This is a genomic window from Roseibium aggregatum IAM 12614, from assembly GCF_000168975.1.
Lineage (GTDB): Bacteria > Pseudomonadota > Alphaproteobacteria > Rhizobiales > Stappiaceae > Roseibium > Roseibium aggregatum.
This window is the reverse complement of record NZ_AAUW01000006.1, coordinates 168,283-180,690: the sequence shown is the minus strand read 5'-3', so window position 1 is coordinate 180,690 and position 12,408 is coordinate 168,283. Positions and strand designations below refer to the sequence as shown.

The following is a 12,408-nucleotide window of genomic DNA, read 5'->3' as shown; positions in this document are numbered from 1 at the left end:
CCTTCTTGAAGCCGTCTCAATAGCCGTGGTGGGAATGGTCCACGATTTCCTGGCCCTCGATCGTGGAGATCAGGGCATCCAGAAGACCGCTGGCGCCAAAGCGGAACGTGTGTGCCGATATCCAGTTCTGGCCCATGATCTTGTCGGCAAGCGCCAGATAGGCGGCTGCGTCCTCGGCCGTCTTGATGCCACCCGCCGGCTTGAAACCGATGACACGTTCGGCGTTGTCGCGCCGGGCTTCCTCGATCGCGGTCAGCATTATCTCGGCCGCTTCCAGCGTCGCATTGACGGCCACCTTGCCGGTCGAGGTCTTGATGAAATCCGCACCAGCCCCGATGGCAATGTTAGAAGCTGCGTGGATCAGCAACGGGTCCTTGATCTCACCCGTTTCCAGGATGACCTTGAGCAGCGCCGGTTCCGGAATGGCAGCCTTCACGCGGATGATCTGTTCTTCCGCAAAGCCCTTGCGGCCGGCGCAGAAAGCCTTGTAGGGCATCACCAGATCGATCTCGTCAGCCCCGTCGGCCAGCGCCTGCTTCGTCTCCAGCAAGACCGCTTCCGTATCTTCACCGCCTTCAGGGAAGTTGACCACGGTTGCCACCTTCACGCCGGTGCCGGTCAGCTCCTTCGCCGCCTGCGCGACAAAACGCGGCCAGACGCAGACAGCAGCGACAGACCCGTGATCCGTCACGGTTCGCCCGGTCAGTTTGGAGATGTCGGCTGCCGTGCAGTCGTCATTGAGGTTGGTCAGGTCGACGAGCCCGAGGGCACGTTTGGCGTTTTCGATCATGTCGCTCATTGGCCGATCTCCTTCACGAATGCCCGCACCAGCTCTTTCATACGTTCCATGCCCTGCAAGGCGACGGACTTGGTTTCGTCGTGAGACAGCGCATGCGTCTGCATGCCTGCGCCGTAATTGGTGATAATCGACATGGCCGCGACACGCATGCCCAGGAACCGGGCCATGATGACTTCCGGCACCGTGGACATGCCCACCGCGTCCGCGCCCAGTGTCTTGGCCATGCGGATTTCGGCTGGCGTCTCGAAAGACGGGCCGGAGAACCACATGTAGACGCCCTCGGCAACCGGATCGCCGGTTTCCTCGGCCACCTTCTTCATGGCCGCGCGCAGGTCCGCATCGTAGGCGGTGCTCATGTCGAGGAAGCGCTTTTCGTCCTCTTCGCCGATCAGCGGGTTCATGCCCGACCAGTTGATGTGGTCGGAAATCAGCATCGGCGAGCCGGGAGCAACTTCCTGGCGCAGGGAACCGGCCGCATTGGTTGCCAGCAGGATCTCGCAACCGAGCTCCTTCAGCGTTTCCACCGGCGTGCGCATGACCGTCGGATCGCCGCCCTCGTAATAGTGGGCCCGGCCCGACAGGATGACCACCGGCACTCCGGACAGCGTGCCGGCAACCAGCTCGCTGGAATGGGACGTGACGGTGGAGACCGGAAATTCGGTCAGGTGCGAATAAGGAATGCGGACAGCATCCTCGACTTCCTCGGCAAGCGCGCCGAGGCCGGAGCCGAGGATCATGCCAATCTTGTACGAGCCCTCCCGGGCAGCGCGGACAATATCCGCGCATTCACGGCCGAAACCACTCATTGTGGGTCAGTCCTTCTTATTTTGACGTGTATTCCAGTTCGAAGGCGGCAGGCAGCAGTTCATCCATCGTGAAGCTGCGCCGGATGCCGTCGAGATCCGCGACATGGACAACCAGTTCGTCCGTGCCGAATTCCTTCAGACGCTGGCGGCACATGCCGCACGGCGTACACAAGGCCGCATCGCCAATGACGACGGCCTCCGCGATTTCGCGATAACCGGCCGCGATCATGGCGCTGACCGCCCCACCTTCCGCACAGACGCTCACCGGATAGGAGGCGTTCTCGACGTTACAGCCGGTGAAAACGGTGCCGTCCGGTGCACGCAGGGCCGCGCCGACCAGGAAGTTGGAATAGGGTGCATATGCGTTTTCACGAACCGCTTTTGCGGCCTCGAACAACGCGTCCAGATCGCTCATGAACGCTCCTTGAGATACGGAATGCCTGCCGCCTTTGGCGGGATTGCCTTGCCGATGAAGCCTGCAAGCAGGATCACGGTCAGAATATAGGGCAGTGCCTGGAAGAACTGCACGGGAATTTCGCCGATACCGGGTAATTTCTGGCCCTGCATCCGGATGGCGACTGCATCGAGGAAGCCGAACAACAGGCAGGCGAACATGGCGTTTGCCGGTTTCCACTTGGCGAAAATCAGCGCCGCCAGTGCGATAAAGCCCTTGCCTGCCGTCATGTCCTTGATGAAGCCGGACGACTGGGCGATGGAGAGATAGGCTCCGGCAACACCGCACAGGGCACCGCAGGCGATCACCGCCCGGTAGCGCAGCCAGGTGACCGAAATACCGGCGGTATCGACGGCCGCCGGGTTTTCCCCGACCGCACGCAGACGCAGGCCGAAACGGGTGCGGAACAGCACCCACCAGGTCAGCGGGACGGCCAGGAAGGCCGCATAGACCAGAATGTTATGACCCGACAGAAGTTCACTGTAGAGCCCACCGATGACCGGAACGTCGCGCAGTTCCTCCGCGTACGGCAGGATGATGTCCCGGAAACGTCCACCCTCCGGCAGCGACGGCGTACGGCCGCCCTGACGGAACCAGGTCTGACCGAGCAGTGCCGTCAGGCCCGCGGCCAGGAAGTTGATGGCGACGCCGGACACGATCTGGTTGCCGCGATTGGTGATCGAGGCGAAGCCGTGGATCAGGGACAGGCCGATCGAGACGGCCATACCCGCCAGAAGGCCGATCCAGGCATTTCCGGTCAGGTACGCCACGGCACCGGCCCCAAAGGCGGCACCGAGCATCTTGCCTTCCAGGCCGATATCGACCACGCCGGAGCGTTCCGAATAGAGCCCCGCGAGACAGGCCAGCAGCAGCGGTGTCGACAGGCGGACGGTGGAATCGAGTGTCAGGATCACGATCTCGAACATGATCACGCCTCCTTCGCGGCAAGGGCCCGGGAGGGCGTGAACAGCTTGACGATGGCCGGACGGAACATGTGCTCAAGCGCACCGGCGAACAGGATCACGAGGCCCTGGATCACGATGATCATGTCCCGCGTGATGTTCGGCATTTCGAACGAAAGCTCCGCGCCGCCCTGATAGAGCATGCCGAACAGGATCGACGCCAGAACGATGCCGACCGGATGGGCCCGGCCCATGAGTGCGACGGCAATGCCGACGAAGCCGTAGCCGGTCACGAAGTCGATCAGCAACCGGTGCTGCGAGCCCATGATCTCGTTGATCGCCATCATGCCTGCCAGACCGCCGGATATGAGCATGGTGATGACAATGGTGCGCACCGGCGAGATACCGGCATAGACCGCTGCCGTGGCATTGGCGCCGAAGGACCGGATCTCGAAGCCCAGTTTGGTGCGCCAGATCAGGACCCAGACCAGCACACATGCCGCCAGCGCGACGAAGAGCGACAGGTTGACCGGGGCATAGCCGAAGCCGAAGGACGGGAAGATATCGTTCAGGAACGGCAGACGGCCGCCCGCCTCGAAGGTCCGCGTTTCGGGCTGCATCGACCCCGGTTTCTTCAACGCGTTGTTGAGCAGATAGACCATCAGCGACGAGGCGATGAAGTTGAACATGATGGTGGTGATCACCACGTGGCTGCCGCGGGTCGCCTGCAGCCAGGCCGGAATAAACGCCCAGGCGGCCCCCATCAGCGACGAGCCAATGATGGCAAACGGCAGGGTGATGTACCACGGCACGATTTGGTCCAGCGCCAGACAGGCAAAGGCAACCCCGAGACCGCCGATATAGGCCTGCCCCTCGCCGCCGATGTTGAAGAGCCCGGCATGAAAGGCGACGGCCACGGCCAGGCCGGTGAAGATGAAGTTGGTGGCGTAAAACAGCGTGAAGCCGATGCCTTCTCCATATCCTACGGAGCCCCAGACCAGGAGCTGCACCGCGTCCAGCGGGTTTTCACCGATCAGGACAACGACGAGGCCCGACACCAGAAAGGCGGCGGCCAGGTTCAGGAACGGTATCAGGCCGTAATCGACCCAGCGCGGGAGCTGACCGGCACTCATCGCGCGCCTCCTTCAACAGCCATCTTGTTGTTATCTTCCACACCGGCCATCAGCAGGCCAAGTTCGCCTTCGTCCGCATCGCTGCCGCGTTCGCCGACGATCTTGCCGTCGAACATCACCAGCACCCGGTCGGACAGCGCACGGATTTCGTCAAGTTCTACCGAGACCAGCAATATGCCCTTGCCGGCATCGCGCATTTCCACGATGCGGCGGTGGATGAATTCGATGGCGCCGATATCGACACCGCGCGTCGGCTGACCAACCAGAAGCACCTCCGGATCGCGCTCGATCTCGCGCGCCAGCACGATCTTCTGCTGGTTGCCACCCGAGAAATTGGCGGTCTTCAGCATCGGATTGGGTGGGCGGATATCGTATTTCTCGATCTCCGCCACAGCGTTTTTCTTGATGGCGGCAAGATCCATCAGAACGCCCCTGGAATAGGCCGGATCGCGGTGATAGCCGAGGATGGAATTCTCGTATTCGGAGAAGGAATTGATGAGGCCCATCCGGTGCCGGTCTTCCGGCACGTGGCCCATGCTCTTGGCCCGCATGTCTGCGGCATCAAGCGTGCTCGTTCCCAGATCAATGGTCTCGCCGTTGATCTTCAGCGTGCCTCTGGTCGCGCGGCGGATGCCCGCAAGGGTTTCCAGGAGTTCCGACTGGCCGTTGCCGGAGACACCGGCGATGCCGACGATTTCGCCCGCACACACGATGAAGGAAACGTCCTTGACCACCTGAACGCCGCGGCTGTCGGTGACCGTCAGGTTCTCGACTTCCATTACGGGTGCCTTGGGTTGCGCCGGTTTCTTGTCGACGCGCAGCAGAACACTTCGGCCGACCATCAGTTCGGCCAGTTCTTCCATGGAAGTGCTCGCCGTTTCGCGTGTCGCCACCATCTCGCCGCGGCGCATGACGGAAACGGTGTCCGTCGCTGCCATGATCTCGCGCAGCTTGTGCGTGATCAGCAGAACCGTCTTGCCCTCGTTCTTCAGGACTTCGAGGATCTTGAAGAGATGGTCCGCTTCCGGCGGTGTCAGAACGCCGGTCGGTTCGTCGAGGATCAGAACTTCCGCGCTGCGATAGAGCGCTTTCAGGATTTCCACTCGCTGCTGCAGGCCGACCGGTAGATCCTGGATCAGGGCGTCCGGATCGACACGCAGCTCATATTCGTCTTCCAGCCGCTTGAGTTCCGTCCGGGCGCGGTTGATGCCGCCGGACAGGAGGGCGCTGTCCTCGGCGCCCAGCACCACGTTTTCAAGCACCGAGAAATTATCGACCAGCATGAAGTGCTGATGCACCATGCCGATGCCCAAGCCGATGGCGGCCTTGGAGTCCGAGATGGTGACCTTCTTGCCGTCCACCAGGATGTCGCCCTCGTCGGCCTGATAGAAGCCGTAGAGAATGGACATGAGCGTCGATTTGCCTGCCCCGTTCTCGCCGATGATGCCGTGGATCGACCCTTTCTTGACCACAAGGTCGATGTCCTTGTTGGCATGAACCGGGCCAAAGCGCTTGTTGATCTTGCGCAGTTCGATTGCCGGCGTATCGCTCATGCGTTCCCCCAGGCGTGACTGTTTTTCTTTGTCATTGTTATTGCCCCTCGCCGCTGCCTTGCTGTGTCCCGATCAGAAAGGACACGCTCCGTCCGTGACGACATCGTGAACCTTGACGCTGCCGTCGGAGATAGCGGCAACGGCAGCGTCCGCCGCAGCCTTCATGTCCGGCGTGATCAGGTCCTTGTTGTTTTCGTCCAGCACCCAGTCCATGCCGCCGTCCGCGACGCCCAGCACCTTGATGCCGGGTTCGAAGGTTCTGTCCTTCGCTGCCTGAAAGCTGTCGTAGACGGCATTGTCCACGCGCTTGCGGATGGAGGTCAGGACCTTGCCCGGGTGCAGGCCGTTCTGGTTGCTGTCGGTGCCCATGCCGAGCACGCCCTTGTCTGCCGCTGCCTGCAGCACACCGATGCCGGTTCCCCCGGCTGCCTGAATGATCACATCGGCGCCCTGGTTGATCTGGCCAATGGCCAGTTCACTGCCGCGAACGGGATCGGCAAAGGCGGCCGGCGTATCGCCCGTCATGTTGGACAGAACGCGGATGTCCGCTCTGGCGGCCTGCGCGCCCTGCTTGTAGCCGCACAGGAACCGCTGAATGATCGGTATATCCATGCCGCCGACAAAGCCGATGGTGCCGCTTCTGGAGGCCATGCCCGCCAGCAGGCCGCCGATATAGGCACCCTCATGTTCCTTGAAGACGTAGGAGCGCACGTTCGGCTGATCGACCACCATGTCGACGATGGCAAAATCCGTATCGGGAAAATTGGGCGCTACCTGGCCAAGCGAATTGGCCTGATTGAAGCCGATGGCGACCACGGGCGATGCGCCCCGGCTGGCGAAATTCCGCAAGGCCTGCAGGCTCTGCGCATCGCGTTCCAACTCGAATTCCCGAACGGTGCCGCCGTCCTGGTCCTGAAACCGTTTCACGCCGGCATAGGCGCTTTCGTTGAATGAACCGTCGAACTTTCCGCCGACGGAATAAACGATGGCCGGTTCGGCCAGACTTGCCGTTGTTGTCATGAAGACAGCGCAGGCCGCAGCAATGACGCCTGATGTGAGACGGAGCATCCTGTCCTCCGAAAACGGGTTGGGCACGCCAGAAAATACAGGTGGACCTCCGCGCGAAACCGCGCGGAGGTCCGTTAGATCTGCCTTACATCGGGCAGGACTGGTCGGCCATGTAGTCGTGAACTTCGATCTCGCCGGAGATGATCTTCTGGGTCGCTTCTTCGACCTTGGCTTTCATCTCGTCGTTGACGAGTTCGGCATTGTTGTCGTCCAGCGCCCAGTCGACGCCGCCTTCCTTGAGGCCGAGCACTTCGAAGCCGGAAGACCAGCTGTCGTTGGCGGCGTCTTCGAACGCCTGGTAGACGGCGATGTCAACGCGCTTCAGCATGGAAGTCAGAACCGAACCCGGATGCAGGTTGTTCTGGTTGCTGTCCACGCCGATGCCGAGCTTGCCGGCGTCAGCAGCAGCCTGCAGAACACCGATGCCGGTGCCGCCGGCGGCGTGATAGACGACGTCAGCACCACGGTCGAACTGCGACTTGGCCAGTTCGCCACCCTTGACGGGATCGTTCCAGGCCGCGCCGGTGGTGCCGGTCATGTTCTCGAACACTTCCGCGTTCGGGTTGGCGGCCATCACGCCCTGCTTGTAGCCGCAGGAGAACTTGCGGATCAGCGGAATGTCCATGCCGCCGACGAAGCCGACCTTGCCGGTTTCGGACGCCATAGCGGCCAGCATGCCGACGATGTAGGAGCCTTCCTGCTCTTTGAACAGGATGGAGCGCACGTTCGGCAGGTCGACGACCATGTCGACGATCGCGAACTGCGTGTCCGGGAATTCCTTGGCAACCTTTTCCACGGCATTGGCCTGGGAGAAGCCGATGGCGACGATCGGGTTCATGCCGCGCTTGGCGAAGTTGCGCAGAGCCTGTTCGCGCTGGCTATCGTTCTGGATTTCGAAGTCGCGGTATTCGACGCCGGTGTCTTCCTTGAACTTTTCAGCGCCGTTGTAGGCACCTTCGTTGAACGACTTGTCGAAACGACCGCCCAGATCGTAAAGCACTGCCGGCTTGATATCGGCTGCAAGTGCGCCCACGGCGGTAAAGGCCAGGCCGGCAAGCGCGGTGCCGATGGTAAGAAGCTTTTTCACTTATATGTCCTCCGACATGCGGGGGCCTGCCTTGTGGCCGGCCCGTTTCCCCTCGTGGCCCAGCCGCATCATGCGGACTGTGCCAGCTGCAATCCGGCCCGTGCCGTCAGAGCCCTCGCAAGGGTCTCGTCTGCCACAAGGTCGGTAATGACACCGGTACGCAGGGCCGCGAGCGTGGCTTCCACCTTGCTCTCCCCACCTACCAGCGCAATCACACGGCGCCCGCGCACTTCATCGAAATGCAGACCCACGGCGCAATCGCCGAGCGGATCCGGGGCCAATTTTCCCTCGATCGTCAGAAAGCGCCCCATCAAATCACAGACGGCGCCGCCCGACAGCAAATCTTCCTGTTCTTTTTTGGAAATCATGCCGCGCTGGACAAGATGCCCCTCGTTCTCGACGGAGCCGATCCCGATCAGGAAGGCATCCGACTGGCGCGCGCGGTCCATCAGGTCCTGCACGCTGCGCTGGGTCAGGAACATCGCCTTTTCGTCCTGGTTCTCGGCAAAATAGGGAACCGGCAGATAGTAGCCGATGCCACCTGTGCGTTCCTGCATCTTCTGAACGATGTCATAGGGGTTGGCGGCAAGCGTGCGTGTCAGGGATCCGCAGATCGACATGATTTCCAGATCGTTTCGCGTGACCTTCGGCAAGGCCTCGACAGCCGCCGTCAGCGTACGGCCCATGCCGACGCCAAGGCGAGTGACATTGTTACCGCCGAGCAGGCCGGACAGAAACTGTGCCGCAGACACCGCCACGGCCCTGAGAGCGCTGTCGTCATCACCGCCGCCAAGATCGGGCGCGATGATGCAATTGGTCAGGCCGAAATGCTCCGTCAGCTCCTTTTCAAGCTGAAGGCATTCCATCGGGCGACCATCGACCTGGAATTTGACGAATCCGGCTTTTTGCGCATGAGCGATCAGGCGATGCACCTTGGCAGGCGACACGCCAAGCTGTGAGGCAATCTCACCCTGGGTACGGCCGCCCACAAAGGACAGCCACGCTGCCCGGATGGCCATATACGATGTCCAGTCGTCGTCGCGAGTCTGCATTCCGCGTCGAAACCTTCCCCTCCAGAGCCACTGCACACGCCTTGCGGCGGACAGGATGCTCAACCACTCTCAAAACGCCCGGCCTTTCGGCATTGCACCACGCTGGATGAAATACCTGCCCGTTCAGCCATGCGACGCGGTTGACCGCAACGGTCCGGCTGTGCCCTGCTCTCTTTCGGAGCTTTTGTTTTCCGGGGCCGCGAAGGCTCTCCGAAAAATTCTTCACCAAGTGAGAATTTCTTCAGATCATGACCAGCCTTGCCTTTGCCGTCAACTAAAAAAACTGCCAATTTTCTGGCTGATTGCTGCATTTCTGGGCAGCAATATGCGTCAAACACCACCTCTGAGTGGCGGCAAATTCTGCCCAAGGCTGCGGATTTTTTGGACGAGCACGGCAAATTTTGCCTAGCTGCACGGCAAAATTTGCCGGTGGATTTTCCACATCTAGCAAACACCAGTGCATGACCGGCCGGAATACGGCCGTTTAAACGGACTGCCCCGGACCCTGTCAAAGCTTCTGAATTGACTGCTTTTTTGGGACACCGACCTGCAATCTCGCCAGAATTTCTCACGGGTTTGCGCAAAAATGTGACCGTCATGGCGGATTGATTTCCCTCGAAAAAACACCACCTTACTTATACGTAAGGCCAGACGTTCGGCCATGGATGAAAAATTTGCCTAGCAAGTCGGGAACATATCCCGAGCCTGTGGATAGAACATGCACTGCGTGCACATTACTTTTGCCAGCTTGGGAATATTACGCTACGTTTGGCATGTAGCTTGCTAAGTAAATTTCGAAGCTGAACCAAGGCATTCAGCCAGTGCCTTGTTAGGAATCACGAGGAACGGAAAGATAAGGAATTAAACAACAAAATAAACAGGGGAGACGTGGCCATCCTGCCGAAAGGCTGACTTAAGGAGAAGAACCATGCGTCTCGACATAACAAAACTAGACTGTGCAACGACGGTTACAAATTTACTGTCACTGATCTGTGTGGCATTCCTTTTTGCCGCGCCTGCCTCAGCCCGAGACTACCGTCCGGCCCTGATGGCTTCTTCGCAATACAGCTATAATCCGGCCAATGAAGTGGACGTCGAGCTCGTCCTGGCTGTCGATATCTCTCAATCCATGGATACTGAGGAACAGGAAGTGCAGCGCGCCGGGTATGTCGCCGCTCTCACCTCCAGGGAATTCCTTGACGCCATTCAGGTGGGTCCGATCGGCCGTGTTGCCGTGACCTACATGGAGTGGGGCGGTGTCGACGAGCATTTCATCGTGGCCGACTGGACGGTGATCCAGGACGCAGGGTCTGCCGCTCACTTTGCTTCCAAGATCGCGGAAGCGCCGCTCCGGCAGGTCCAGCGCACCTCCATTGCCTCAGCGCTCGAAAAGTCCGTCTTTCTGGTTCAGAACAACCAGTATGAGGGTTTGCGGCGCGTGATCGACATTTCCGGTGACGGCCCGAACAACCAGGGCGGTTCGGTGACGGCAATGCGCGACCGCATGGTGGCAGCCGGCGTCACCATCAACGGTCTGCCGCTGATGATGAAATCGAACAAGAACACCTGGCAGGCAATGCTCAACCTCGACCACTATTACGAGGATTGCGTCATCGGCGGTCCGGGCTCCTTTGCCATTCCAGTGCGCAGCCAGGAAGCGTTCGCCGATGCGATCCGCATGAAGCTGGTGATGGAGATCGCCGGACTACACCTGCAGGAGCCCGACCCTTATTTCCAGCGTGTGGCCGGACGCGAGCCGATCCGCTGCAATCTGTTCGACTGACCGCCACGTCTCCATTCTCCTTATCACCTGCCGCGTTCCGGTCTGGAACGCGGCATTTTCTTTTCCTTTCGGCCAGCCGTCTTCCCGAAGGGAACAGCTTCTGAGCCAACCCCGTCATCTTCCTTTGCCTAAAGCGCTTTGAACGGCTAAACACTTTCCCGCTGCTGTCGCTTCCGGCCAGGGTGTCTTTTCGTCCGTTTTCATCAGTGCACGAACAGACCTCCCGGGACTTTGGTTTCGATCAGCTTTCGGCTATTCAATCGATCCGGATTGCCTAGACCCCAGAGGACCACCGATGCCTGCCACGCCCACTCTTGCGCTTGTCGCGCATGACGCCAAAAAAGACGCCATGGTCGAGTTCGCCAGACGGCACCAGGACAAGCTTTCCGTCTTCGATCTGGTCAGCACCGGCACCACCGGCGGCCGTATTCTGGAAGCCTGTCCGACCCTCAAGGTCACGCGGCTGAAAAGCGGTCCACTCGGCGGCGACCAGCAGATCGGCGCCATGATTGCCGAAGGCAAGCTGCAGGGCCTGCTGTTCTTCGTCGACCCGCTGTCGCCCATGCCGCATGATGTCGACGTGAAGGCCCTGATGCGCCTTGCCGTCGTCTATGACATGCCCATGGCCCTCAATCCGTCGACCGCGGATATCCTGCTGCGCTCCGCCCGCCTTCAGGGCCTCAAGACCACGTCCGCGACACCTGAAGTTGGCTCCCTGTCCTCATGAGTTTTTCCAAGAACACAAAATCCTTTGCCTATCCGGTTCTGGTGGCCGACATCGGCGGCACCAATGCCCGTTTCGCTCTGGTTGACGACGCAGAGGCGCCCACCCGCATGTGCGGCAAGACGGCGACGGCGGATCACACTGATATTTCCTCCGCCATCCGCGACGTGGTTCTTCCGGAAGCAACGCCGAAACCGCGCACCGCGATCATCGCGGTTGCCGGGCCTGTCACAGGCGACAAGATCCCCCTGACCAATGCGGCCTGGGTCATCGAACCATTGAAGATGATTGCCGACCTTGGTCTGGAGGAAGTCATCGTTCTGAATGATTTCGAAGCGCAGGCTCTGGCCCTGCCCGGGTACAGCGGCGGCGACATTGAACAGGTCGGCTCCGGCACCATCCGGGGTGAGAGCGCCAAGTTCGTGCTCGGCCCCGGCACCGGTCTCGGTGCTGCGGCAATGATCTATGCCGCACAGACCTGGATCCCGGTTCCCGGTGAAGGTGGCCATGTGGAACTCGGCCCGGTAACGCCGGAAGACGTTGCCATCTGGCCGCATATCGAACTTGTCGGCGGACGGCTGGGCGCAGAACAGATCCTGAGCGGCACCGGCCTGCCCCGTCTTGCCCGCGGCGTCGCCGCCTTTATGGGTACGCACCGGCGTTTCGAGACCGCAGCCAGCATAACCATGGCCGCAGAAGACAACGATCCGGTGGCGGTGAAAACGCTGGAGGTCTTCGCCCGGGCCCTTGGCCGCGTTGCGGGCGATTTCGCACTCACGGTTCTGGCACGCGGTGGCGTCTATCTTACCGGCGGCGTCACGTCGCGGATCACGCGTTTCCTGACCGACGGCGGTTTCCGCGCCGCATTCGAGGCCAAGGCACCCCATGAAGCCTTGATGGCCAAGATCCCGACCTTCATTGTCCGTCACCCGGACCCGGCGCTGGAAGGCCTTGCCTCCTTCGCACGCGCGCCGGAAGCCTTTGCGGTGGACATGCAGGGCCGACAATGGATCGCTGGTGCCGAACCGGGCGCGAGCTGACACGGGC

At 60.8% G+C, this 12,408-nt stretch carries 13 protein-coding genes; 3 read left to right on the top strand and 10 right to left on the bottom strand.

Going from position 1 to position 12,408, the window contains the following annotated elements:
* Positions 1 to 16: 16 nt before the first annotated feature.
* The 10 genes from deoC to SIAM614_RS31965 form a co-directional block, all read right to left on the bottom strand.
* Positions 17 to 799, bottom strand: coding sequence for a deoxyribose-phosphate aldolase (gene deoC / locus SIAM614_RS10000; RefSeq protein WP_006934137.1), 783 nt, complete (start codon positions 797 to 799; stop codon positions 17 to 19).
* On the bottom strand, positions 796 to 1,605 hold the full coding sequence (locus SIAM614_RS09995) for a purine-nucleoside phosphorylase (protein ID WP_006934136.1): 810 nt from the start codon (positions 1,603 to 1,605) through the stop codon (positions 796 to 798). The genes deoC and SIAM614_RS09995 overlap by 4 nt, the downstream gene beginning before the upstream one ends.
* Positions 1,606 to 1,621: 16 nt before the next feature.
* Positions 1,622 to 2,020, bottom strand: a complete 399-nt coding sequence (locus tag SIAM614_RS09990) for a cytidine deaminase (protein ID WP_006934135.1) — start codon at positions 2,018 to 2,020, stop codon at positions 1,622 to 1,624.
* Complete coding sequence (locus SIAM614_RS09985) at positions 2,017 to 2,985, bottom strand: ABC transporter permease (protein WP_040439792.1); 969 nt, start codon at positions 2,983 to 2,985, stop codon at positions 2,017 to 2,019. The genes SIAM614_RS09990 and SIAM614_RS09985 overlap by 4 nt, the downstream gene beginning before the upstream one ends.
* Positions 2,986 to 2,987: 2 nt before the next feature.
* Entirely contained in the window at positions 2,988 to 4,094 is a 1,107-nt protein-coding gene (locus SIAM614_RS09980; protein ID WP_006934133.1) for an ABC transporter permease, read from the bottom strand.
* Entirely contained in the window at positions 4,091 to 5,647 is a 1,557-nt protein-coding gene (locus tag SIAM614_RS09975) for an ABC transporter ATP-binding protein (protein WP_006934132.1), read from the bottom strand. The genes SIAM614_RS09980 and SIAM614_RS09975 overlap by 4 nt, the downstream gene beginning before the upstream one ends.
* Positions 5,648 to 5,719: 72 nt before the next feature.
* Complete coding sequence (locus tag SIAM614_RS09970) at positions 5,720 to 6,715, bottom strand: BMP family lipoprotein (RefSeq protein ID WP_006934131.1); 996 nt, start codon at positions 6,713 to 6,715, stop codon at positions 5,720 to 5,722.
* 85 nt (positions 6,716 to 6,800) lie between these two features.
* Positions 6,801 to 7,802 carry a BMP family lipoprotein gene (locus SIAM614_RS09965; RefSeq protein ID WP_006934130.1) on the bottom strand — a complete coding sequence of 334 codons (1,002 nt, stop codon included), beginning with the start codon at positions 7,800 to 7,802 and terminating at the stop codon, positions 6,801 to 6,803.
* A 68-nt stretch (positions 7,803 to 7,870) separates the two neighbouring features.
* Complete coding sequence (locus SIAM614_RS09960) at positions 7,871 to 8,854, bottom strand: sugar-binding transcriptional regulator (protein ID WP_208983941.1); 984 nt, start codon at positions 8,852 to 8,854, stop codon at positions 7,871 to 7,873.
* Between the two features lie 59 nt (positions 8,855 to 8,913).
* Positions 8,914 to 9,453 (bottom strand): hypothetical protein, encoded by a 540-nt coding sequence (locus SIAM614_RS31965; protein ID WP_157139778.1) that lies wholly within the window; start codon positions 9,451 to 9,453, stop codon positions 8,914 to 8,916.
* Positions 9,454 to 9,782: 329 nt separating this feature from the next.
* On the opposite strand from SIAM614_RS31965, the gene SIAM614_RS09955 reads away from it, so the two are divergent.
* From SIAM614_RS09955 to SIAM614_RS09945, 3 genes are all read left to right on the top strand, one after another.
* Positions 9,783 to 10,637 carry a DUF1194 domain-containing protein gene (locus tag SIAM614_RS09955; RefSeq protein ID WP_208983940.1) on the top strand — a complete coding sequence of 285 codons (855 nt, stop codon included), beginning with the start codon at positions 9,783 to 9,785 and terminating at the stop codon, positions 10,635 to 10,637.
* Positions 10,638 to 10,932: 295 nt separating this feature from the next.
* Complete coding sequence (locus SIAM614_RS09950; RefSeq protein WP_006934126.1) at positions 10,933 to 11,364, top strand: methylglyoxal synthase; 432 nt, start codon at positions 10,933 to 10,935, stop codon at positions 11,362 to 11,364.
* Complete coding sequence (locus SIAM614_RS09945; RefSeq protein WP_006934125.1) at positions 11,361 to 12,401, top strand: ROK family protein; 1,041 nt, start codon at positions 11,361 to 11,363, stop codon at positions 12,399 to 12,401. Before SIAM614_RS09950 ends, SIAM614_RS09945 begins: the two co-directional genes overlap by 4 nt.
* Positions 12,402 to 12,408: the final 7 nt, after the last annotated feature.